General features: G+C 34.4%; 26 protein-coding genes. 12 read left to right on the forward strand and 14 right to left on the reverse strand.

Annotated elements, in window-relative coordinates:
* Position 1: 1 nt before the first annotated feature.
* Positions 2-952, forward strand: a complete 951-nt coding sequence (locus ACFO5O_RS00110) for a GSCFA domain-containing protein (RefSeq protein WP_387959741.1) — start codon at positions 2-4, stop codon at positions 950-952.
* A gap of 188 nt (positions 953-1,140) precedes the next feature.
* Here the strand turns inward: ACFO5O_RS00110 and coaD are convergent, their stop codons facing one another.
* The gene (gene coaD, locus ACFO5O_RS00115) at positions 1,141-1,596 is read right to left on the reverse strand and encodes a pantetheine-phosphate adenylyltransferase (protein ID WP_387959743.1); all 456 of its coding nucleotides are present in this window, start codon (positions 1,594-1,596) and stop codon (positions 1,141-1,143) included.
* Positions 1,597-1,666: 70 nt separating this feature from the next.
* Complete coding sequence (locus tag ACFO5O_RS00120) at positions 1,667-2,647, reverse strand: D-alanine--D-alanine ligase (protein WP_387959745.1); 981 nt, start codon at positions 2,645-2,647, stop codon at positions 1,667-1,669.
* A gap of 159 nt (positions 2,648-2,806) precedes the next feature.
* Between ACFO5O_RS00120 and ACFO5O_RS00125 the strand changes: the two genes are divergently transcribed.
* The 3 genes from ACFO5O_RS00125 (at position 2,807) to yaaA (ending at position 5,286) form a co-directional block, all read left to right on the forward strand.
* Complete coding sequence (locus tag ACFO5O_RS00125; RefSeq protein ID WP_387959747.1) at positions 2,807-3,361, forward strand: PASTA domain-containing protein; 555 nt, start codon at positions 2,807-2,809, stop codon at positions 3,359-3,361.
* Positions 3,362-3,371: 10 nt separating this feature from the next.
* On the forward strand, positions 3,372-4,418 hold the full coding sequence (locus ACFO5O_RS00130) for an RluA family pseudouridine synthase (protein ID WP_387959749.1): 1,047 nt from the start codon (positions 3,372-3,374) through the stop codon (positions 4,416-4,418).
* Between the two features lie 109 nt (positions 4,419-4,527).
* On the forward strand, positions 4,528-5,286 hold the full coding sequence (yaaA, locus tag ACFO5O_RS00135; protein ID WP_387959751.1) for a peroxide stress protein YaaA: 759 nt from the start codon (positions 4,528-4,530) through the stop codon (positions 5,284-5,286).
* Position 5,287: 1 nt separating this feature from the next.
* On the opposite strand, the gene ACFO5O_RS00140 is transcribed toward yaaA, so the two are convergent.
* Positions 5,288-5,419: a 30S ribosomal protein THX gene (locus ACFO5O_RS00140; RefSeq protein ID WP_387959753.1), complete on the reverse strand. Its 132-nt coding sequence runs from the start codon at positions 5,417-5,419 to the stop codon at positions 5,288-5,290.
* A gap of 63 nt (positions 5,420-5,482) precedes the next feature.
* Between ACFO5O_RS00140 and ACFO5O_RS00145 the strand changes: the two genes are divergently transcribed.
* The gene (locus ACFO5O_RS00145; RefSeq protein ID WP_387959755.1) at positions 5,483-6,160 is read left to right on the forward strand and encodes a uracil-DNA glycosylase family protein; all 678 of its coding nucleotides are present in this window, start codon (positions 5,483-5,485) and stop codon (positions 6,158-6,160) included.
* Positions 6,161-6,163: 3 nt separating this feature from the next.
* Here ACFO5O_RS00145 and ACFO5O_RS00150 read toward each other — a convergent pair whose 3' ends face one another.
* On the reverse strand, positions 6,164-7,900 hold the full coding sequence (locus ACFO5O_RS00150) for a M14 family metallopeptidase (RefSeq protein WP_387959757.1): 1,737 nt from the start codon (positions 7,898-7,900) through the stop codon (positions 6,164-6,166).
* A 64-nt stretch (positions 7,901-7,964) separates the two neighbouring features.
* Here ACFO5O_RS00150 and ctlX point away from each other — a divergent pair, with 64 nt between their 5' ends.
* Positions 7,965-8,897 (forward strand): citrulline utilization hydrolase CtlX, encoded by a 933-nt coding sequence (gene ctlX / locus ACFO5O_RS00155; RefSeq protein ID WP_387959759.1) that lies wholly within the window; start codon positions 7,965-7,967, stop codon positions 8,895-8,897.
* 2 nt (positions 8,898-8,899) lie between these two features.
* Here ctlX and ACFO5O_RS00160 read toward each other — a convergent pair whose 3' ends face one another.
* Positions 8,900-10,936 (reverse strand): ATP-binding protein, encoded by a 2,037-nt coding sequence (locus ACFO5O_RS00160; RefSeq protein ID WP_387959761.1) that lies wholly within the window; start codon positions 10,934-10,936, stop codon positions 8,900-8,902.
* A gap of 419 nt (positions 10,937-11,355) precedes the next feature.
* Between ACFO5O_RS00160 and ACFO5O_RS00165 the strand changes: the two genes are divergently transcribed.
* Together ACFO5O_RS00165 and argS are read left to right on the forward strand one after the other, a co-directional pair.
* The gene (locus ACFO5O_RS00165; RefSeq protein ID WP_387959763.1) at positions 11,356-11,559 is read left to right on the forward strand and encodes a hypothetical protein; all 204 of its coding nucleotides are present in this window, start codon (positions 11,356-11,358) and stop codon (positions 11,557-11,559) included.
* A gap of 107 nt (positions 11,560-11,666) precedes the next feature.
* Positions 11,667-13,442: an arginine--tRNA ligase gene (argS, locus tag ACFO5O_RS00170; RefSeq protein ID WP_387959765.1), complete on the forward strand. Its 1,776-nt coding sequence runs from the start codon at positions 11,667-11,669 to the stop codon at positions 13,440-13,442.
* Positions 13,443-13,547: 105 nt separating this feature from the next.
* Here argS and ACFO5O_RS00175 read toward each other — a convergent pair whose 3' ends face one another.
* From ACFO5O_RS00175 to ACFO5O_RS00200, 6 genes are all read right to left on the reverse strand, one after another.
* The gene (locus tag ACFO5O_RS00175) at positions 13,548-13,973 is read right to left on the reverse strand and encodes a hypothetical protein (protein WP_387959767.1); all 426 of its coding nucleotides are present in this window, start codon (positions 13,971-13,973) and stop codon (positions 13,548-13,550) included.
* A gap of 148 nt (positions 13,974-14,121) precedes the next feature.
* Positions 14,122-14,958, reverse strand: a complete 837-nt coding sequence (locus ACFO5O_RS00180; RefSeq protein WP_387959769.1) for an alpha/beta hydrolase — start codon at positions 14,956-14,958, stop codon at positions 14,122-14,124.
* 158 nt (positions 14,959-15,116) lie between these two features.
* Positions 15,117-15,782, reverse strand: coding sequence for a hypothetical protein (locus tag ACFO5O_RS00185; protein WP_387959771.1), 666 nt, complete (start codon positions 15,780-15,782; stop codon positions 15,117-15,119).
* Between the two features lies 1 nt (position 15,783).
* On the reverse strand, positions 15,784-16,296 hold the full coding sequence (locus tag ACFO5O_RS00190; RefSeq protein WP_387959773.1) for an RNA polymerase sigma factor: 513 nt from the start codon (positions 16,294-16,296) through the stop codon (positions 15,784-15,786).
* Positions 16,280-16,471, reverse strand: coding sequence for a hypothetical protein (locus ACFO5O_RS00195; RefSeq protein ID WP_387959775.1), 192 nt, complete (start codon positions 16,469-16,471; stop codon positions 16,280-16,282). Before ACFO5O_RS00195 ends, ACFO5O_RS00190 begins: the two co-directional genes overlap by 17 nt.
* Before the next feature lie 323 nt (positions 16,472-16,794).
* Entirely contained in the window at positions 16,795-17,181 is a 387-nt protein-coding gene (locus tag ACFO5O_RS00200; protein WP_387959777.1) for a GNAT family N-acetyltransferase, read from the reverse strand.
* Between the two features lie 252 nt (positions 17,182-17,433).
* On the opposite strand from ACFO5O_RS00200, the gene parS reads away from it, so the two are divergent.
* Both parS and ACFO5O_RS00210 read left to right on the forward strand, forming a co-directional pair.
* Positions 17,434-17,937 (forward strand): type II RES/Xre toxin-antitoxin system antitoxin, encoded by a 504-nt coding sequence (gene parS / locus ACFO5O_RS00205; protein WP_387959778.1) that lies wholly within the window; start codon positions 17,434-17,436, stop codon positions 17,935-17,937.
* Positions 17,937-18,407, forward strand: a complete 471-nt coding sequence (locus ACFO5O_RS00210) for an RES family NAD+ phosphorylase (protein ID WP_387959780.1) — start codon at positions 17,937-17,939, stop codon at positions 18,405-18,407. The genes parS and ACFO5O_RS00210 overlap by 1 nt, the downstream gene beginning before the upstream one ends.
* Before the next feature lie 107 nt (positions 18,408-18,514).
* Here the strand turns inward: ACFO5O_RS00210 and ACFO5O_RS00215 are convergent, their stop codons facing one another.
* A complete protein-coding gene (locus ACFO5O_RS00215; RefSeq protein WP_387959782.1) occupies positions 18,515-19,993 on the reverse strand; it encodes a sensor histidine kinase in 1,479 nt (492 codons plus the stop codon).
* Between the two features lies 1 nt (position 19,994).
* Entirely contained in the window at positions 19,995-20,693 is a 699-nt protein-coding gene (locus ACFO5O_RS00220) for a winged helix-turn-helix domain-containing protein (protein ID WP_387959784.1), read from the reverse strand.
* Positions 20,694-20,903: 210 nt separating this feature from the next.
* On the opposite strand from ACFO5O_RS00220, the gene ACFO5O_RS00225 reads away from it, so the two are divergent.
* Both ACFO5O_RS00225 and ACFO5O_RS00230 read left to right on the forward strand, forming a co-directional pair.
* Positions 20,904-21,653, forward strand: coding sequence for a spondin domain-containing protein (locus ACFO5O_RS00225; protein ID WP_387959786.1), 750 nt, complete (start codon positions 20,904-20,906; stop codon positions 21,651-21,653).
* 210 nt (positions 21,654-21,863) lie between these two features.
* Positions 21,864-23,132: a carboxypeptidase-like regulatory domain-containing protein gene (locus tag ACFO5O_RS00230; RefSeq protein WP_387959788.1), complete on the forward strand. Its 1,269-nt coding sequence runs from the start codon at positions 21,864-21,866 to the stop codon at positions 23,130-23,132.
* Positions 23,133-23,165: 33 nt separating this feature from the next.
* Here ACFO5O_RS00230 and ACFO5O_RS00235 read toward each other — a convergent pair whose 3' ends face one another.
* A complete protein-coding gene (locus ACFO5O_RS00235) occupies positions 23,166-23,711 on the reverse strand; it encodes a YfiT family bacillithiol transferase (RefSeq protein ID WP_387959790.1) in 546 nt (181 codons plus the stop codon).
* Positions 23,712-23,725 lie beyond the last annotated feature (14 nt).

The raw sequence follows: 23,725 nt of genomic DNA on the forward strand, positions 1-23,725 counted from the left end.
CTTGAAACTGCAAACCGAAATACCGCTCCAGCCTCAAACTTTTAATCAAATTGATTATCATTCTAAAATTTGCCTATTCGGTTCTTGTTTTGCCGAACATATTGGGCAAAAGCTGGATTATTTCAAGTTTCAGAATGAATTAAATCCATTCGGGATTCTATTCCACCCTTTGGCAATTGAAAATTTAATAACCGCTGCCATTAATAAAAAAGTATATTCTGAAAGCGATATCTTTTTTCACAATGAACAGTGGCATAGTTTCGAGACACATTCTAGGTTGAGTAGTACCTCAAAAGACGAATTATTGAATTCTCTAAATAAGTACGTCAAATCAACAAGTCAACAAATTCATGATGCCACACATATCATATTCACTTTGGGAACTTCTTGGGTTTATAGGTATATTGAAACAGACATTGTTGTAGCTAATTGTCATAAAATTCCGCAGAAGAAATTCGTAAAAGAACTTTTAACTGTCGATGAGGTGTCGGAATCACTTCAAGGAACTGTAAGTTTGATTAGAAGTATTAACCCTAAAGCAACACTTGTTTTTACGGTTTCGCCAGTTAGACATTTAAAGGATGGATTTATAGAAAACACTCAAAGTAAGTCACATTTAATCGCTGCCATTCATCAGCTGGTCGAACCAAGACAGAATACACATTATTTTCCATCGTATGAGATTATGATGGATCAACTTCGAGACTATAGATTCTATTCTGAAGATATGATACATCCCAATCAAACTGCAGTTGATTTTATATGGGGACAATTTAAGAAGGTTTGGATAGCAAATGAAGCGTCAGTAACTATGGATCAGATAGATGGTATTCAAAAAGGAATGCAACATAGGCCTTTTCATCCAAATTCTGAAGCACACCAAGAATTTCTTCAAAATTTAGAGCAAAAAAAGAAGGATTTAATGCGGCAATTTCCGCACCTTAAGTTTTAAAATTCTTAAAATTATCAAAGGCTTACTTTTCATCATCATTTAATGACATTTAATCGAAAAAAACAGTATAAAGCCTTGATTATGTTTTATATTAGTAGTGCTATTAATCAATTTTTTAGAAAAGCGTCAATTCGTTGTGTGTTTAAAAACGACAAGTGTTGATGCTTTTTTGTGTTTGGAAAGGAAGCTTATTTAACGGTTACGCTCTCTGGTACCAAAACTGAAAAATCCCCATTATTCCTGATAACATCCCTTACAATAGACGAAGAAATATAAGAAGTTTGTGCAGCGGTTAGTAAAAATACGGTTTCTATTTTTGAGAGTTTTCTGTTGGTATGCGCAATGGCTTTTTCAAACTCAAAATCGGCAGGATTCCGTAACCCACGAAGAATGAATTGAGCATTAATTGCTTTGCAAAAATCTATGGTTAAGCCTTCATAGGTCACAACTTTTACTTTAGGCTCGTCTTTAAAAGCGTCTTCAATAAATTGTTGACGTTCTTTCAAAGAAAACATGTAACTCTTTTCAGAATTGATACCTATAGCTACCACAACTTCATCAAAAAGCTTTATGCCTCGTTTGATAATATCGTAATGCCCTAGTGTGATAGGGTCAAATGAGCCTGGGAAAAGTGCACGTTTCATAGTTGTGTTCCGTGAAAGTGGAAATCTAATTAGAGTTAATACAAATCAAATATAACTAATATTATTTTTACTAATCATTCACCAAAGCTTCTTCAATGGCATTTTCAAATAATTCGGATAAACTAATGCCTGCCGCAGCTGCTTGTTGAGGTAAAATACTGGCTTTGGTCAATCCGGGTACTGTATTGACTTCTAACAAATGCGGTTCGCCATCTTTAAAAATGTATTCACTTCGGCTAAAACCTTTCATTCGCAAAACTTCATAAACTTGTTTAGCCACTTTATTAACTTTTTCTTCCTGTTCTCTAGTTAAACGAGCAGGTGTAATCTCTTGTGATTCTCCTAAATATTTGGCCTTATAATCAAAAAAATCATTATTGCTTACAATTTCGGTTATGGGCAGAGCTTTGACCTCACCTTTGTAGGTAATCACACCAACAGAGACTTCGGTGCCATCTAAAAAGGATTCAATAATGACTTCATCATCTTCTTTAAAGGCAATATCAAGAGCCTGTTTGATGTCTTCTTTTTTGTACACTTTTGTAACTCCAAAACTACTTCCTGCACGATTGGCTTTTACAAAACATGGCAAGCCCACTTTTGAAACAATATTATCTTCATCCACAAGATCACCTTGATTGATGTAATATGAAGCGGCAGTTTTGATCCCATAGGGTTTAAGCGTACTCAAACAATCCCGTTTGTTAAAAGTCAATGCCGCCTGATACATGCCACAACTTGTGTGCGGTATGTTGAGCAAATCCAGATAACCTTGCATAAAGCCATCTTCACCTGGCGTACCATGAATAGCATTAAACACACAATCAAAATTTATTTTTTTGGTACCAATGGTAACCGAGAAATCATTTCTGTCAATCGGGAATTCATTATTTTCAGTATCAACGTAAACCCATTTATTTTTGAATATATGAATTCTGAACGCCGCATAGCGCTCTGGATTCAATGTTTCAAAAACTACCTGACCACTTTTTAGGGATATTTCATATTCACTGGAATATCCACCCATAATGATGGCTATATTCTTTTTCATACTATTTTAATCAGAAACATGTTAGTATTATTTAAACGCCTTGGTAAACTAAAACGAACAATAAAACGTAGGTATTATTAGTTAAGCTAAAATACGCATATAAAGCAAAACAAAAAACGCTTGTGTTTTTATATATTTGCCTAATTGAACATTTTATTCATGAGCCTAGTAAAATTTCTTAGCAGTAAAGTATTTTTAAAGCAAATTGTTATAGCGTTTGTAGCTATCGTTATTATAAGTTTCCTTATGATGCAATGGCTCAAAGTCTCTACCAATCATGGTGATTTTGTTGTAGTACCAGACTTAAAAGGGAAAACACTAGAAGTTGTTGAAATTGAATTAGATGATGCCGATTTGCGTATGGAAATTCAAGATTCGGCCAATTACAATCCAAAATATCCAAAATTTTCGGTGATTGAACAATATCCTTTGGCAGGAGCAAAAGTTAAGGAAGACCGAAAAATATATCTTATACTTAATCCTTCTGGTTATAGAAAAGTCGCAGTACCCAATATTGTGAGGCGTACGTTTCGTCAGGCTAAACCAACTTTAGAAGCGCTGGGCTTTGAAGTGGGAAGTATCACTTATAGCAATGATATTGGTAAGGACGAAGTATTAGCTATGAAATTTGAAGGAAAAACATTAGAGGAAGGCGATATGCTTCCTATTACATCTAAAATCGATTTGGTTTTGGGTAACGGTAATAGAAATTAAAGCTGAACCCATGACCGAAACCTCTCTTCCTGTTGATGATAATGACGATGAGCTCTATGAGCATTATGCCTTTACTGCTGAAAAAGGACAACAACCGTTGCGCATTGATAAATATTTAATGAATTTTATTGAAAATGCTACGCGCAATAAAATTCAAGCTGCAGCAAAAAACGGCAGTATTTATGTCAATGATAGCCCTGTAAAATCCAATTACAAAGTAAAGCCATTTGATCAGATTCGAGTTCTTTTTGAGCATCCGCCGTATGAGTATTTATTGACGCCTGAAAATATTCCGTTGGATATCGTTTATGAAGATGACGAACTTTTAGTGGTCAATAAAGAGGCAGGAATGGTTGTTCATCCAGGACACGGTAATTATTCAGGGACTTTAATAAATGCATTGACCTATCATTTTGATAACTTACCCAACAATTCTAGTAACAGGCCTGGATTAGTACATAGAATTGATAAGGACACGAGCGGACTTCTTGTGGTGGCAAAAACCGAAGAGGCAATGACCCATTTGTCCAAGCAATTCTTTGATAAGACAAGCGAGCGCGAGTATGTTGCGATAGTTTGGGGCAATGTTGAAGAAGACCAAGGAACAGTAGAAGGCAATATTGGAAGGCACCCTAAAAACAGATTGCAAAATACGGTTTTTGAAGGTGATGACGCCTATAAAGGCAAACCAGCCGTTACCCATTACACAGTTTTAGAACGCTTGGGTTATGTCACCTTGGTTTCATGTAAGTTAGAGACTGGCCGAACGCACCAGATTAGGGTGCACATGAAGCATATAGGGCATACCCTCTTTAACGATGAGCGCTACGGTGGTGAACGCATTTTAAAAGGCACGACATTTTCAAAATATAAGCAGTTTGTTGACAATTGTTTCAAGATATTACCTCGTCAAGCCTTACATGCTAAAACACTAGGCTTTAAACATCCTAAAACAGGAAAATTTTTAAGTTTTACATCTGAAATTCCGCAGGATATGCAAGACTGCATCGAAAAATGGCGTCACTATGCCAAGCACCAAGACTTGGAATTGGATTAATTTTTCCAATGTAGCTATAGAAAATATAAAATCTCAATCTTGACATTTTACCTAGGTAGTTGTACTTTTGAGTAATCAAGAAATAGTCATTTAGATATTATAAAAAAGTATGAAACTAGTATTGTCACCAGCCAAGTCTTTGGATTATGAAAGCAAGTTGCCAACAGCAAAATCTTCAGAAGCTTGTTTTTTAAATGAGGCTGAACGTCTTAATAAATTACTGAAGAAAAAATCGGCCAGAAGTTTGTCAAAGCTTATGGGTATTTCTAGCAATTTGGGGCAACTCAATTATGAGCGTAACCAAGAATGGTCATTACCATTTACAAAGGATAATGCCCGTCAGGCTATTTATGCTTTTAGTGGTGATGTGTACCGAGGAATAGATGCTTATACTATTGATGTAAAAAAACTAGACAAGCTTCAAGATACAGTTCGTATTATTTCCGGACTTTATGGCATTTTAAAACCTTTGGATTTAGTACAACCCTATCGTTTAGAAATGGGGACTAAATTCCCAGTTGGAAAAAATAAAAACTTGTATGAGTTCTGGCAGAAACAAATCACTCAAGCACTTAATGATGAACTGCAGGATGGTGAGCTATTTTTGAATCTGGCCAGTAATGAATATTTTAAAGCCATAGATACAAAAGCGCTTAAGGCTCCCGTGGTTACAGCAACGTTTAAAGATTTTAAAAATGGGGAATATAAGTCAATTATGACTTATGCTAAACTGGCTCGAGGGTACATGACTCGTTTTATTATTGATACACACGCCGAAACTTTAGACGACGTTAAAGCCTTTAATTATGAAGGATATGGATATAGTGAGCCCATGTCTAGTGAGTCCGAACTTGTATTTATTAGATAGTTTAAGCTTTAGATTTTTTGTCGATGCTAATTTTTTCCAAAGTGCTTGGGCGCTTTTTAATTCTTGGACGTCTCGCACCGTAACTGCCATTAGCAATTTTTCCTCTTCGTGTTTTTTTGTCTCCTTTTCCCATTGTTTTATGTATTTTGTTGAACTTTAAAATACAAATTTTAGAATTAAAAATCAAGACGCTCCCGTGTTTAAACACCAACATCCATATCAACCCTTTATTCACAGTGATACCACCAAACTTATTGTAGGGACTTTACCTCCACCAAGATTTTCTACCGGAGAGCTTTTGGAGAAAGATGTTGATTTTTGTTATGGGAGTTATTACAATTCATTATGGCTCTTTATTGATAAGATACATAATTTAAATCTGCGTTACGACAATTCTCAAGAAGCGATTAATGAGCGAAAAAAGTTTCTGATTGACCATAAAATTGGCGTTTGCGATATCGTTGAAAGTGCCGAGCGTAAAAAAATTGACGCATCAGACTTGGGTATGACCAATATCAAACTTCGGGATGTGATAGGCTATTTAAAACGATATCCCAATATAGACACACTTTTGTTTACAGGCGGAAATAGTAAAAATGGACCTGAGTATTTTTTTAGACAACACATCAAAAATTATAACATAAAGTTAAAGTTGATTAGTAATGAAATACCTAGAATCCATGAGTTTGAACTTTCTGATAAAACAATAACATCTCAACAAAGCCGTAAAATAAGAACTGTATCCCTCACTTCGGCATCAGGATCGGCAAACAGGGCAATTGGAAGCATGGCATTATACCAGCAGTTAAAAGCAAAACAGCCTGAATTTAATACCTTCGATTTCAGGGTGATGCAGTACAAAGAATTCTTTTAAAAGCTACTTTATAATACGATATACGGGGTATTGTAAATGTGCTTTTTCATAATATTCACTTTGTTTATGGATCCAGTCTAGTTGTGCAAACCAATTTTTAGAAAAGCCTTCATCTGATGATTTTTTTTCATCGAATGCCCTTTTAAAATCTGGATTATGATCTAAAAGGACTTTGGCTTTGTCTTCCCAAACGTAAGGTGAAAACCCTTCTTTTTGTTGTAAAATGGTATCAAAAAAATTCCAATTAAAAAAAGAATCCGGCCCTTGTGGTTCTAAAGTTTCTAAAAGATAACGCATGCCCTTTTGTTGTGTGCTAATAATATAGTCACCTTTATAAACTTTTATTTGTTTTGTTGAGGTTTCCAATTGTGTGGCATAGTGCTGGTAATGCCCTTCATAAGGTTGGGTTCTGGTTTTGTAATTGGCAATTTTATAGGATTCTACAGTTATGGTTGAATCGGCTTTTAGCGCTTCCATTTGAATACCATTTTGCTTTAATAAATCGATAACGGTCCACCAACTTTGAGGAATAATATAGGCTTTAGGTATCGTGACATCCAAACTTGGCTCAAAATAATTCTTATAAACTACCGTTTTGGTAAACGGTTTACTACGATCATATTTTAAGCGTTGTGCTCCAGTAATTTCACTTACAATCATCTCGCCTTCAAACCCTTTAAATGACAAGGTAGAAGTTAAAGTGGTATCAATTTGCCAATCTAAAGTATAACTGGTTTGTGCCAGATGTTTTTCAAATTGTGTTGTTCTCAATTGAGAAATAGTTTCTCCATGCTCCTCAATAATATCAATCATGATTTTCATCAACTCATAAGTGCCTTCAACACGTGGTTTATAGGGTTTAAGCATGTGTGTTTCGACCATCATTCCCAAAGTATTCCACAGTGTAGTATATCCTGTTGAGTAGCGAGGGTAATCCATAAACTGACTAAATCCAGCTTCGGGTACTTGATTAAAAACGTTGACATAAGGTGTAATATCCCAAGATTTTTTTTCAAGTTGACGCTCTAATTCTGGCATCATGATATTATGAATAAATGCTCCTAAATCACCACCTAATTTATTATGTTGAGTAAATAAATGCGTTAATGTGTATTGGTAATCGGCACCATTACTCACATGGTTATCTATAAAAACATCGGGTTGCACTAAATGAAAAATTTGGGCAAAGGTTTTAGCATTTTTGGTGTCGTTTTTAATAAAATCCCTATTGAGATCATAATTTCTGGCATTGCCTCTAAAACCATATTCCTCTGGTCCGACTTGATTGGTCCTAGATGTAGAATTTCTATTCAAACTACCACCAATATTATATATAGGAATAGCGGCCAAAACCGTGTGTTCAGGACTTTTAATACTACCTTGAGCCAAATCTCTAAATAATAACATGGTAGCATCTATACCATCGGGTTCTCCAGGATGAATGCCGTTATTGATTAATAAGATTCTGTTGTTTTTGCGTATTTGTTCAAAATCAAATTGTTTTTCAGGGTTGTAAGTAACAATGTGTAATGGATGGCCAGAATCAGTTTCTCCTATGGCCTGTATTGAAATTTCGGGATAGGCTTCGGCTAAATTGGTATAGAATTCTATAGTTTCCTGATAAGTTGCAGTTTGTGTTCCTTCGCTTTTCTCAAAAATTGTGGTAAAATCAAAGGTCTTTGAGGTTTGGTTGGAATTACAAGAGACTATAATAAAAAAGAGTATAAAAAGTTGTTTCATTTAGACGGATTTATAGCCAAACTTAATCAAATTAAACTAATTTTGTACTACCATAATTTTCATCATGCAACAAACAACAGATACCATATTGATGATTAGACCTGTAGCTTTCAGAATGAATGAACAGACTGCAGTTAACAACTATTTTCAAGAAGATTTAGATTTAAAAAATAATGAGATCAATGCCAAAGCTCAAAAAGAATTTGATGCCTTTGTGTCCAAACTGAAAGCGGTTGGTGTTAATGTTATTGTTGCGCATGATGATAAAGATTTGGATACTCCAGATTCTATTTTTCCTAACAATTGGGTAAGCTTTCATGAAAATGGTGATGTGGCGTTATATCCCATGTTTGCCGAAAATAGGCGTAAAGAACGACGTGAAGAAGTCTTGGATTTGCTGGAGTCAAATGGTTTTGTGATTAAAAACATAGTAGATTATACTAGTGCAGAAGACGAAGGCTATTTTTTAGAAGGCACAGGGAGTATTTTATTAGACCGCGTAAATAGTAAAGCCTATTGTGCCCTTTCTCCTCGTGCTGATGAAGATCTTTTTATAGAGTTTTGTGAAGATTTTGAATATACTCCTATAGTATTTACAGCAAATCAAACGGTAGATGGGCAACGTCTTCCTATTTATCATACTAATGTTATGATGTGTTTAGGAGAAGGATTTGCAGTCATCTGTTTAGAAAGTATTGATGACAAAAAAGAACGCAAAACGGTTATTAAGCATCTCAAAGAAGATGGAAGAGAGATCATAGCCATTAGCGAAAAACAAATGCATCAGTTCGCAGGTAATATGCTGCAAGTAAAAGGGTTTGGAAATAAACCTTACTTGGTTATGAGTAAGGCGGCACATGAGTGTCTTTCAGCTTCTCAAATAGCAAGTATTGAAAAGCATTGTGAAATTTTATCAAGCTCATTGGAAACTATTGAAACTTGTGGTGGTGGAAGTGCGCGATGTATGATGGCTGAAGTGTTTTTACCCAAACAGTAACATTAGGCTTTAGGAAGCTCTACAAAGAATTTAGTTCCTACATTAATTTTACTCTCTACCCAAATACGTCCTTGATTAAGTTCAACTAATTCTTTACAGATAGAAAGTCCTAAACCAGTACCTTTTTCATTTTTAGTACCTACTGTAGTAAAGGCATTATTCTTGAATAATTTTTCAAGATTAGCTTGAGCAATTCCAACACCAGTATCCTCAACGCAAATAATTGTTTTACCATTTTGAGATTTGTTAGACACCGTAATGACATCTCCAACTCGACTAAATTTAACTGCATTGGTCAATAAATTTTGAATCACAATTTCAATCATACTCCTATCGGCATATATAAGTTCATATTGCGACTCATCAATGAGTACAATCCGTTTTTGTTCTACTTTTTGCTCTATTAAATTCATCTTAGTTTGGAACACTTCCTGAATGTTGAAGCGCTCTGGATTAGGTTCCAGATTTTGCATTTGGGTCTTAGACCAGTTGAGTAAATTAAACAGTAGCAAGGAAGCATTATCAGCATTTTCGCTTAATTCAGGGATAAGCTCATAAAATTCTTCCTGTGAAATTCCTTCTTCACGCAGTAAATCAATAAACCCTTTAATTGAAGAAATAGAATCTTTAAGGTCGTGCGATACAATAGAAAATAAACGGTCCTTTACCTTATTGATTTCTTCCAGATCTGCAATTTCTTTTAAAATAGTTTCATTTTGAAGGCGTACATGATTATTTTCATGTTTTAAGGTATCTACTAATTTATGGTTGTTGCTTCCTTTGGTATAGGATAGGACTAAAAACGTTAAACTAATGAGTAACGCAGCAATTAACCCATAAATCCAGTATAATAAGCTTGGTGATGTGGTTGAGGTATTATCGTTTGGAATTGTTTCATTCGAAATTGGCTCAAGGCTTTCAAGAGGATTTGTTGGAATCACATAATTAGAACCAAGTGATTGTCGATTTTCACTTTTTTCCATTTGGTTTTTCAAATCATAGTATCTACTCTGCCAAATAAAAGCACTTTGAAATGCACCTTTGGTAGAATCCACCTCCTTTTGTAGTCTATAATTTTTTAAGAGTTCTTTGGAGTTGTCAGAAGTTCGCGCTAATTCGTAAGCCTCATTTAGTTGTTGTTCTGCCAATCTAATATCCTTTAATTTTAAATTGAGGTTAGCAATAGCATTTAAGGATTGAATAATTCCGTCTTTATTATTGGTACTGCGGTTTAATTTAAGCCCTTCAAGCAAATATTGTGCGGCACTATCAAAATCATTAAATTGAAGATATTCTTCACCTATACTCGGTAAAATTTCGCCTCTTAAAGCTGCGTCTTTTTCAGTATCGAGCAAATTCAGGAGTTTTTGATAAAACTCGATGGCTTTCCGGTGTTCACGACGTTGTGAATATAATTCAGCTATGGTTTTGGTTGAGGATTTAATACCCTCTCGGTCCTGTAATTGCTCTCTGACACCCAAGGCCTTAAAGTTGAACTCCAAAGCTTTTTCAATTTGATTGGTGTTTATATAGGCTTCAGCCAGATTGTTATAGGCTTTGCTTAGTTCATGTCGTAATTGACGTTCTTCAAATATTTTGATGGCCGACAAGGACAGATTCAACCCAGAGATATAGTTGCCGCGTCTAATTTCTAAGAGACCAACATTGTTGTTTACTTTAGCGATTCCTAAAGCGTTATTGAGTTGTTCGTAATACTTTTTAGCTTTATTGTAGTTATCTATGGCATTGTAATAGTCGTCTCTCTCGGTATAAATTAAAGCTTTGTAGTAATTAGCATCAGCAGATCCTTGAGTGTAGTTTAATGTTTTTGAAAGCTGTTCGGTTTGGTCAATATAAAGAAGCGCTTTTTTGAAATCTTTAACCTGATAAAGTGCTTTTATCAGTTTTACTGAAGTTTTAACCTTGGTAGTATCCTGTTTTTGATAAGCTAATTGTATAGCAAGACTATCTATCTCATGTGTTTGCGACAAACATACGAGAACAGATAAAAAAGCAGTTAAAGTAATTAACTGTTTCATCTTGTTAGATAGAGTTTTACAGTTGTTTTTTTGTTATTAAACAAACTTGCCTTGAGGGAGAGGATAAGTATGAACACTAATGACAACAACAATCCTAATACTGGAATTACATGTACCATCAATATTTGGGACTTCGATTAATAGCTTATCAAAAATCACGAAACATGCATTAAAAAGCTAATTTTCGGGTTTTAATGCTTAAAAATTAGATAAAGTGAGCAGTGAACGCGATTAAAAAAAAAGCTTATCGATGAATGGTCAAAATCATAGAAAAACTACATAGTTATCGACGAAATGCACCATCATTTTGGGTTTTAAAATAAGTTGTTATAAGTAAAAGATAATCAAGTGTTTATAATTTAATTTTTATACAAACCGATAAATTGATTATCTTCCATCATAACTATAAACTAACACAAATGAACAAAACAGTTAAAATGATCCTTTTAGTGGTAGGTATCGGACTAATAGGATACGGAATTTATACCTTAATTTCCCCAGAAGCTTCGGTTGATCTTGGTGTGGTTCAAGCAGAAGTGCAAGATAATAACAATGCTTACATAACCATTGGTTTAGGTTTAGCATCGGTAGTTTTAAGTATGCTCGGCGGTAAAAAAGCCTAATCTAGGAATAAAATTAAACTTCAAAGCTCAATAGCCATGGTTATTGAGCTTTTTTACTTTAAATCATCACAAATGTTTTATCTTTGCCAACTTAAAATTGAGCTTTAATGAATCTTCAAAACACCTTATCAAGTCAAGTTATACAAGCGGTAAAAACACTTTATAATGCAGACATAGATCGCGTTGAATTTCAAGCCACACGTAAAGAGTTTGCCGGTGATATAACGCTTGTAGTGTTTTCGTTGCTAAAAGTTGTGAAGGGTAATCCGGTTCAAATAGGTGAGCAAATTGGGCAGTATCTAGTTGATCATGTTGATGATGTTAAAGCCTTTAATGTGGTAAAAGGCTTTTTGAATATTGAAATATCAGATGCCTATTACTTTAAGGTTTTTAATGCCATGAAATCTGATACTACCTATGGATTTGTAACGCCTAACCCAGAAGATAAAGCGGTCATGGTGGAATATTCGTCGCCTAACACCAATAAACCTTTGCATTTAGGTCATATCAGAAATAATTTGTTGGGTTATAGTGTTGCCGAAATTTTAAAAGCTTCGGGCAAAAAAGTTTATAAAACCCAGATTATTAACGATAGGGGTATACATATCTGTAAAAGTATGTTGGCTTGGAAACGTTTTGGAAATGGTGAAACTCCTGAAAGCACAGGATTGAAAGGCGATAAACTGGTTGGTAATTATTATGTGAAGTTCGATCAGGAATATAAAAAGGAAATACAGCAGTTAGTTGCTAAAGGGATAAATGAAGAAGAGGCTAAGAAGCAAGCGCCTATTTTAATCGAGGCCCAAAATATGCTCCTAAAATGGGAAGCAGGCGATAAAGAAGTGGTAGAGCTTTGGAAGTCAATGAACGCTTGGGTGTATGAAGGCTTTAATAAGACCTATGAAAATTTAGGTGTCGATTTTGATGTGTTGTATTACGAAAGCGATACCTATTTATTGGGGAAGGAATTTGTGGCCGAAGGTTTAAAGTCGGGCGTGTTCTTTAAAAAAGATGATGGTTCGGTGTGGTGCGATCTTACCAGCGATGGTCTTGATGAAAAGATAGTACAGCGATCAGACGGTACTGCTGTTTATATGACCCAGGATATTGGTACTGCCATTCAGCGTATCAAGGATTATCCAGATGTTGGAGGTATGGTTTACACCGTTGGAAATGAGCAGGATTACCATTTTAAGGTTTTGTTTTTGATCTTAAAGAAATTAGGCTTCGAATGGGCCAAGAACCTCTATCATTTAAGCTATGGGATGGTCGATTTGCCAAGCGGAAAAATGAAGAGTCGAGAAGGTACCGTTGTTGATGCTGATGACCTTATTGTTGAAATGACAAGTACAGCTCAAGAGATTTCTGAAGAATTGGGCAAGTTGGACGGTTATACCGAAGACGAAAAACAAGAGCTTTACAAAACCATAGGTCTTGGAGCCCTAAAATATTACATTTTAAAGGTTGATCCGCGCAAACGTATTTTATTCGACCCTAAAGAGTCCATCGATTTTCAGGGTAACACGGGACCGTTTATTCAATATACCTACGCAAGGATACAATCCATTCTTCGTAAGGCCGATGTTGACCTCAATACAACCGTTGCCTTGGCATTACATGAAAAGGAAAAGGAATTACTAAAACAGATCCAGTTATTTCCTGAAGTCATCCAAAATGCGGCCGAAAGCCATAGTCCAGCATTGATTGCTAATTATACTTATGATTTGGTAAAAGAGTTCAATTCGTTTTACCAAAATGTATCCATTCTTGGTGCTGATACCGACGCCGAAAAAGTGTTTAGAGTACAGTTATCCAATGCCGTTGCAACGATTATTAAAAATGCGTTTAGCCTCTTGGGAATTCAAGTTCCTGAACGGATGTAAGCTGTTTTTATAGTTAGTTTAAACGAAAATCCAGGAGGATTTTTGGAAGTAGGTAAGAATTAACAGTAAATTTTATACGGTGCTGACAATCGTTATTTATTTGTTTTAGATTAAGTTGTTTATAAATAGTAAGGTGTATATAACAGCAAAAAAACCGAATAAAAAATTCATTCCGTAGCTGCCAATTTTGAAAATAGTTTTTTGAGGTATTTGATACATTGGATAATAAGCAAACTGTGTGGCTACTTTTCCAATCCAGTATGCTCCGATAAGTCCAGTGAGAGCTAAAGCGAGATTTGTTCCATTTTTTAAATCCGACGGTATTAGTATGGCAATAAGGCCAAATGAAAAATTTAATCCTTGAATATATCTGCCGTAAGTTTTAGTTATTTCCTGATTTAGTGGCTTGAGTTGTTTTACATCGTTGTACCAATCAAAGACTTTGTGCCTAATGTATGGATAAATAAGTGCTGTAAAAATTTGTCCGATTCCTCCTGCGATTATTACCCAATTAGGAATATTTATTTTCATTTTATTATGTTTTGTAACGTGATTGTGAATGGTTTCGTTGCATGTTTTAAGCACCTAATTTAGCAAATACAAACCAAATAGAAAATCCTTGCAGATTTTTGGAAGTGGGTGAGAACAAGCAACTACTCATAGCCATTGTTGGAGTCGGTTAGTTTTTCTCTTTGTTAAATATTTTTTCAAACGCACTATATACTGCTAAATGTAGTGCATCTCCGTGATTTTGCTTTTCAAAAAACTCAAAATAAAGATTCGTATTTTCTTTTTTGACTAAGTTTAATTTAACGTATAATTCTTCGGCAGTTCTTTCCATTATTTTACCTTCTTTTCCAACTGCTATGTAAATTGATTTTTTAGATGAGTAAGGTTTTGGTGTATATTTAAGTAATGATTCGTCATCCCACCATAAACTTGGACTTACAATAATATAATTGTCAAATGAATCAGGTTTTTTAAATAAAATTTCAGTAGCTAAAAGCCCCCCAAGCGATTGTCCAATCAAAGTTTTAATTGAATTCGTTTTGTATTTTTTATCAATAAATGGTTGCAGTTCTTTTATTATAAAGTTGATGAAGTTCTCTGATTTTCCAGTAGTTGGAAAGTCCATTTTATCTTTGTTGTTATTTGTTGGAAAAGTAAAGTCTCTTTTTCTATCAACATTAGAAATCCCAACAACAATAGACTCTGGAAGCATATTAATCCAAGAGAACGAGCTAAATTGTACAAGTCCAGAAATGTGAATAAAATCTTCATCCATAGAGCCATCTAGTAAATAAATAACAGGGTAGTTTTTTAATGAATCTTCAGAATGGCCGTTTGGTAAATAAATGTTCAAGACCCGTTTTTCATTAAGGATATTTGATTGAAATTCTATGCTTTCTCCAATTGAAAGTTGAGTGGTTTTAATTGTGTCGTTTTCATTTTGAGCAAGAATTAGATTGCAAAAAACGAGACTGACTAATGTGAAAAATAGTTTTCTAATTTTCATTTATATTGTTTTTCTAACGGTTTTGTGTATGAAAAGTAGTGGGTTTTTAAGTACTAACTTTTCGAAAAGAAAGATACTTAATTAAAGACAAAAACGCTTCGGGTTAGCACCTAAACCGCTATTTTTTATATACGTTGTTATTTGCTGGCTTTTTTTATTCAACCATTTTCCTTTTCAAATTCTTCTATTTCTCTGTAGAATTCAATTGCTTTTTCAACGGATTTTCCTCCCGAACCTGATATTAAATTTCTAAACCATTTTTTATTTAAGTTTTCGGGTTTGTGATTTTTATACAACCAAAAGGAAAAGTAAATAAACCCACTTGTTAGGATTGTCTGAAAGATAATATAAGGCAATCCCACGTTTTGTGGAAACCAATTGTCACTCAAATAAAATGTTGTAAAAAAGGGAAATTGTAAACACATAATTTTGGCGTGGTCAATTATGGAAAGTTGAAGTCTTGACAATTGTTTCTGAATTTCCATTATGCTACCATCGTAATTTATATTTTTTGTCCAAACAAGATGTTTAATATAGTCTGCAAACCCTTTTATATTTATCAAGGCAATTGCTGAAACTGAAACAATAAAATAATTACTTGCCGAAGAATAATTTGAAATAGCATAAAATAAGGCGTAGCCCAATATGAGAAGATAAAATACAAAAGCTACTATTCCTGCCGTTTTTAATTTAACCAAGCTGTTTAAAGTAGATTCTGCCTTTCTGCCAATAGTCTCTTTTAAAAGTAATTTATTAATTGTCAATGTTTTTTCTATTTTGACATTTTGCTCTTTCCAAATATTTATAAGTTCTATATTTTCCATTTTATTGAATTTTAGGTTGATTGAATTCCTTTATTATTATTCTTTTAATTCTGCCAATTTTTGTTGCAACATTAGTTTCTGTAATTCCGATGATTTCTGAAATTTCCTTGTAACTTTTTTCTTCGAGGTATAGCAACATTAGGGCCTTGTTCAAATCATTTAATTCTGAAATTATATGATTCAATATTCCCAAGTTGGTTTCTTTTTCATCGGATATTTCTTTGTCGGAAAAATCGAAAATGTCTGTTGTAATCGGGTTTGAAATCCGTTTTCTACTGTTCTCTTTCCTGTAAAATGAAATAGCCACATTCAATGAAATTCGATATATCCAAGTTGAAATTTTAAATTTTTCATTGTAATTATCAAATGATTTCCACAGCTGCAAAATAATTTCTTGAACGAGGTCTTTCCTGTCTTCAATGTTCCGACAATATGAGTTTGCGACTTTAAATAGAATACCTTTATTGTACTCAACAATAACGAGAAAATTTGCTGCTCTATCTTTGTTCATCATTCGGTTTGTGCATTTGAGAACCTAATTTTAATGCATAGGTTGTGCTTTCTGTTTTTATTGGTGTTTTTGGTTTTTCACTATAATAATTTCTGGTTGTCGAAATGCTACAACCTGTTGTGAGTATTGTAAATAGTGTAACAACAACAATAATTAATCTGATGTTTTTGTATTCCATTTTAGTTCGATTTTATTAAGAAGTATTCGTATTTTCTTAATTATTCGCACAATGGTTCTCAAAATCACATTTTTTGAAGAAAATTTTTTCAGTCAAGTTCAGAAAAGAAGTTTGATGTTATTCCTGAAGTTTTTTCTTCCACTTACACATAACGTTTTTGTATATGAGCTGTGGCGTGTTTTAGCACGAACCTCTCCAAATAAAAACTGGCTTTGGGAAATCCGCAGGATTTTCCGACGTAACCGAAAGATAGCAAATTGCAATGAATTCCGATTAGGAATTCAGTCTCAATGAGCTATATACGCTGTTAGCAAAAGTGATTTTTATTTTTTCATTGTAATAGTATTCACCTTATTAAATCCAAACTTTTTGTAAAATTCCTCTAACTCGGGTTTTGTGTTTAGAAATATCTCGTCAATTCCTGCTAGCTGTTCTAATAGCTTTTCAACAATAATTTTTCCAAGTCCTCTTTTCTGATTATCACTACTGACTATTATATCATCAACTAAAGCTCTATAAATTCCGTCCGATATTGCTCTTCCAAAACCAATTAATTCTGAGTTTTCTCGAATTGTTACGAACACAGTTAAGTTCTCTAGCATTTTTTTAATGTCCGTATTTTTTCTTTTTGAAGCCCATGTCGTTTGAGAAAAGAGCTTTTTTAATTCCTTTTCTGAGGGTAAATCCGTTGTGTTGGTTTCAAATTCCACAGTTGGGTAGGCATTTTTGCTAACGTGTTTGTGTATGATTTCGTTGCGTGTTTAAGCACTAAAGTTAGCAAATAAATCACAGATAGAAAGTCCGCTAGGACTTTCGTAAGTAGGCTATGACTAGCAATGAATTATGCACGGTGTTGGCTGTAGTTTTTTCTTGATTATACATGTTTAAAATTAAGTTAAATAAACAAGGATTATTTAAATATTATTGTATATTTACAATTAAATAGACGTAAAAATACAATTATGGCCGTAAGAGAAAGATCGACAAATCCGTCAAAGAAAGAATCTAATGTTAGAGTTAGAGTAGCAAAAAAAGGTAAGAATCCTGTAAGGCATTCAAAGTTTTCTCCATCATGGGTTGTTATTCATTCTAAAGACACTCCTGGTTTTAAGCTTGAATTAATTGACCGAATTAGGGAAGGTGTAAAGAAATCTGATTGGAAACAATTGATTCAATATACTGATTCTACCGAAAAAGAATTTGAACATATTCTTCCAGCCTCCATAAGTAGTATGCAAAAGAAAGCCGTTTATAGCAAAGAAACTTCAGAGCGTATTTACGAATTGGCAAAACTCTTTGGCTTGGGATATGAAGTTTTTGATACTAAAGATGATTTTAAAAGATGGTTAAGAACACCATCAAAAGCTCTTGGAAATAAAATGCCATTTGAGCTATTGGATAGTAGTTTTGGATTTGAATTAGTAGAGAATGAAATAATTAGAATTCAATATAATGTTTACAGTTAATGGTTGTTTACAGAGTTGCGAATGTTAGGTATAAAGATTCGACCTTATCAGGAATTGGTGCTGAAAAGGTTGGTGGCAGATGGAATTCTATTGGAACACGAGCTGTCTATTGTTCCGAGAATATTTCACTGGCTTTATTGGAATATTATGTTCATTCTGATGATATATCCACTTTGCCAAAAAAGATTTTAATAGCAAAAATTGAATTTCCTGATGATTTAATTATTGAGGAACCAGAGGAAATACCAGATTCATGGAAGGAATATCCTTATACTGCTGAAACTACAAAGGTTTTTACTGAATTTGCTAAAGACAGGAATAATTTTGCTCTTAAGGTTCCATCGACAATTATTGGACTCGAGTCTAATATTATTTTAAACCCACTATATAAAGATTTTGGAAAAGTAGAAATAATTGAATTCTTTGAATTACCTATAGACGAAAGACTTAAAAAGAAAACACGAGAGTGATTCTAAATATTGAATGTTCAAATTACAGCCAACTCGTTATATAAAAATAAATATACTCAATATCCCCATTCATTTTGGGTAAACATCAATTTTTTACTTTCAAAAAACTAAAGGGTTTTGTATTGCTTATGGATAGGAAGTGTAAAGAAAAATGCGGTACCTTGGTCCAACACACTTTTAACACCAATATGGGTGTTGTGTAGGTCCATAATGCGCTTCACAATGGCCAAACCTAGGCCGCTACCTTCTTTATTTTCTTTAAGAAATTTACCTTTACGATAACGCTCAAAAATATGGGGCAACTCGTGTTCTGAAATACCGCTTCCAGTATCAGATATAGTAATTTTAACGTTATGGTCCTCGCGAGTGAGTTCGAGTGTGACCACATCGCCTTTTTTACAATGGGCAATGGCGTTATCGATAATATTTTGCAAGGCTCGGTCTATGAGGGCAATATCGGCATACACTAAAGGAAGATCTTTGGAGTAAACCGTATTAAGGCTCACGCCTTTATTTTGGGCAATGATGCGGTATTTATCAGCGATATCTTGTATTATCTCTGCCATTTGTATAGCCTCATGTTGCATGGGTTGTTGTTTGGCTTCCAGTTTGCTCAATTCAAACAGATCGTCAACCAGTTTTTTTAGCTTATCGGTATTTTTAATGACGATTTCCATGTAACGCTTTTTCTGATCTTCGGTTAATTCGTCGTCTTTAATCACCAGCGTTTCAACAAACCCACGAATGGAAGCAATAGGTGTTCTTAAATCATGTGAAATATTAGCAATGAGTTCTTTTCGTAAAGTATCAACACTTTGCAAATCCTTGATGTTGGACTGTAAGGTATCGGCCATTTCGTTAAATGTGGTTGCCAAAAGGCCCATTTCACCATGCTCAATACCTTTTATACGGGCGTCGTGATCACCTTTTTGAAACGACTGAAACGCAGAGGTGATTTTATTGAAATTTCGCGTCAGCAAGTACACAGCAAGTAAGGAAACAATAAAGGCAGCAATCAAAGCGTATAGCATGCCTTGTACGCTCATTTTTCTAATATAACTTCCTTGATGCTTACTTAAAAGGGTATCGTAATCATTTCCGCCAACTATGGTATAAATATAGCCTACCGTTTGGTCGTTATGGAGATATGGAGCCGCAGAAAATATTTTTTTTTCACCTGATCCTTTTGGATCGTCACCTTTGATGTAAAGGTTGCCATCGTTGGAAATAAAGTTTTTTATAGGTGCTAAATCCACCTTTTTAGCTTTCACTTCCTTGTCCATGGCCACATGTTTTAGAATATGGCCTTCCAAATCTAGTAAATACACTTCGGTAGCAGGATTGGTTGCCATAACGTGGTGCATAAGATCTCCCATCTTAGATTCTGCCACCGTTTTGCCATCGTACAAACCCTGAACTTCTTTAACAATGTAAGTAGATACATTTTTATTAAGGCCTTGGGTGATTTCGTCGTGATAATCTTTTGAGAGTTTTAACGAGGTATTGGTCACTAAAAAAGCCAACAGTAAAAACAGTAGTGTTAGTATTCCTGCAATTTTATAAAATAATGTGTTTCTCGTTCTCATATTATGCTTCTGTAAATCGATACCCAACACCCCAAGTGGTTAAAATATACTCTGGGTTGCCGGCATCTTTTTCAATTTTAGCTCTCAATCTATTGATGTGAGAATTAACTGTATGCTCATAGCCTTCAAATTCATATCCCCAAATTTTATGTAATAATTGTGCACGGCTATAAGTTTTACCTGGATTATTAGCCATAAGGGATAGTAATTCGAACTCTTTTGGCGTTAAGTTGAGACGCTCATTGTTATGCTCTACCTTTCTTAAGTCTTGATTGATAATAAGGCTTTTGATACGCAACTCTGGCAAGGTAGCTGCTTCTAATTGCTCTGAATCTAGTTTGGATCGTCTTACAATGGCTTTTACACGAGCTTGAAACTCACGAATGCTAAATGGTTTTGTGATATAATCGTCGGCACCGGTTTCAAGACCAAGAATTTTATCTATTTCATCACTTTTGCTGGTGAGCATCAGTATTGGTGTAATAACCTTACTGGCACGCAAATCGCGGCAAATATCCATTCCTTTTTTACCAGGAAGCATTAGGTCTAAGATAATAAGGTCGAATTCTTTTTTTGTGGCCTCTAAAAAGCCTTCTGTACCATTATAGCACAATTGCACTTGGGTTTGATCATCTTCCAAGTTAATTGAAATTAATTCAGCTATATGCCTGTCATCCTCAATAACTAAAATAGTGGTCATTAACAATTATAATTTTAAGCAAGTTAATGAACTATTATTAAAAATGTATCACGAGAGTATCACATTACTAATTTGTAATATAAGTCTTGTTTATCGTATAATTATAGGGTGTTGCTGCCTTAAAAGTTATAAAACGTATATAACCTTGTTACAGGATTGTGATAGTTAAAAGATAGGTTTGTGTTGAATATTAATTAAAACCAAAAAATTATGAAAAAACGTATGTTTATCATCCCTCTTATGGCAGTTCTTATTTGGAGTTGCAGTAATGATTCTGAAACGCTTAATGAAGCATTCAATACAGCCAATAGTAGTGCGATTAAAGCCAATTCTAATAATGCATTTACAAAATTTAAAGTAACCATTCATAATTTAGGCGGATCGCAAGCATATCCAAATGTTTTGTCTCCGGGGATTTATGTTGTGCAAAAGAAAAATACAGCACCATTATTTATGCCAGGCTATGCAGATTATGGTGAAGGATTAGAGGCTATTGCTGAAGATGGAAACCCTGGAATGTTAGTATCTAGTTTAGAAAATGATTCTGAAGTACGATCTCATGGTGCCTTCACAACACCAGTTGGTGGTGGTGGTCCAGCACCTGCTTTTCCCGGAGATTCGTATGAGTTTTATGTAACGGCTAAGTATGGTGATTATTTAAATTTTGCCACGATGTTCGTACAGTCTAACGATTTGTTTATTGGACCTAGTGCCATGGGACTTGCTCTGTTTAATGACAAAAAAGATCCTATAAGTGGTGATATTACCATGTACATGGAATTATGGGATGCTGGAACCGAGGTTAATGAAGAGCCAGGAGTAGGGCCTAATCAGGCGCCTCGACAATCGGGTCCTGATACTGGTGTTGATGAAAATGGTGTAGTGCAGTTGGTAGATGACGGCTATAGCTATCCAAATCTTTCAGATATTGTGCAAATCACTATTACGCCAATGTATTAATAAAGGTTGAAATTGCTATGAAAAGCCTCGCAAATGCGAGGCTTTTTTTTATAAAAGGATGTGTTTTGATTGTGACTTTATAATTTAAAAATAAATCTATAGAGTTTTTGTAACCTAAACTAGTTCAGTGCTTTTGTATTTAAAATCATTAAAATTTCGTAACTTTAGTTGACTTTTCCTTTTGTTTATAATTTAAAAAAAATTGAAATCATGAAAGCTAATATCCACCGAGGTTTTTTCTCAAAGCTGTTGAGCTGTTCCATGTTTCTGATGTCATTTATAATAATGGCGCAAGACGGATTTGCCGAATATAAAGGTGTTGTTGTTGATGCTGAATCAAAAAAACCTTTGGAGGCTGTGAATTTGAATATCAAAAACACCAATATTGCTACAGTAACTAATGCCGATGGCCAGTTTATTTTAAAAGTAACCGAAGCCACCAAAGAACGTATCGTGATATTTTCAATTTTAGGCTACCAAATCAAAGAAGTGGAATTAAGTAGTCTCATTGGTCAGGATACGCGAATAGCACTTCAACCGTCACTTACAGAACTTTCTCAAGTTAATGTGACCAATTTTAAAAATGCCGAAGCTTTAGTGCGTAAGGTTTTTGAAAATAAATCCAAAAACAATTTAGATAAACCAGTTTTAATGACCGCTTTTTATCGCGAAACCATCAAAAAACGAAATCGGGATGTATCTTTAACTGAAGCTGTGGTTAACCTCTATAAGCAACCGTATACTAACAGCGCTAGGGATGTTATGGCACTTCATAAAGCCAGAAAAAGTACCGATTATAGAATTTTAGATACCCTCGCTTTTAAATTACAAGGTGGTCCCTTTTCAACACTTTATTTGGATATCATGAAATACCCAGAATATATTTTTTCAAATGAAACCATAGGCGATTATAAATACAGTTTTGAAGCACCAACTACGGTAAATAACAAGCTAGTTTATGTAGTAAGGTTTAAAAAAAAGGATGATGGGATGCCATTGGGGTACATGGGGAAATTATATATAGATGCAAAATCATTGGCCTTAACCAGTGCAACTTATGCACTTAATATAGAGGATAAACGAAGTGCGAGCGAGTTTTTTGTGAGAAAGAAACCTAGAGATGTGATTACCTATCCAACTGAAGCTTCATATAAAGTGAATTACCAAGAAAAAGATGGTAAATGGTATTACAGTTATGGTAGCGTTAATCTAACCTTTAAGGTTAATAAAAAACGAAAATTGTTTAATTCGGTATATTCAATTGCAAGTGAAATGGCCGTAACCGATTGGGAAACGGCGTATTCAACAGATGTTGTTTCCATTCCTAAAGATCGCATACGACCAAACATCATTATTAGTGATGCAATTTCAGGGTTTTCAGATCCCGATTTTTGGGGTGCTTACAATCTTATAGAACCTGATAAATCCATTGAGTCGGCCATTAATAAAATTAGAAGAAAATTGAGTCGCGAAGATTGACAACTTCAATTCGTTTAAGGTTTTATATGGTACTTAAAATTCACCTTTATGCTTGAGTGCTTGCTTAATATGTGCCAAATGGTGCTTACTGTGCCATGCGTAAATGTAAATGGTTTGTTCTAAACTAAAGCGTTTACCATGTTCGGGGTGAATGTATTGGCGTTTTAAATCATTTGGAGTCAAACTTCTTAATAAAATTACCAGTTTAGCATGTAAACCCTTAAGTAGCATCAAAGAATAATTTAGGTCATTTGAATTGCCATCAACAAGTTTTGCCCATCTATCTTCGTAATAAGGTTTTATAGTTGGCATATCTTCAGTAAGGGCAAGTTTAAAACGAATGAGGCTGTTCATATGACTGTCAGAACAATGATGTACAACTTGCTTTATGGTCCAACCTTCAGGACGGTAGATCCAATTGAGTTGTTCATTTGATAAATTTTTGGTTAGTGCTACAACTGCTTCCGGGAACTGTTCAATTTCATTAATCCATTCCGAAATTTGTTGGCTGGTACTGTTTTGAGGGATGTTAAGTTCGCCAATTGGGTATTTTAATAGGTGAAATTCTTCATTAGTCATAAATACTATATTTT

The sequence above is a fragment of the Geojedonia litorea genome (assembly GCF_042654525.1).
Lineage (GTDB): Bacteria > Bacteroidota > Bacteroidia > Flavobacteriales > Flavobacteriaceae > Geojedonia > Geojedonia litorea.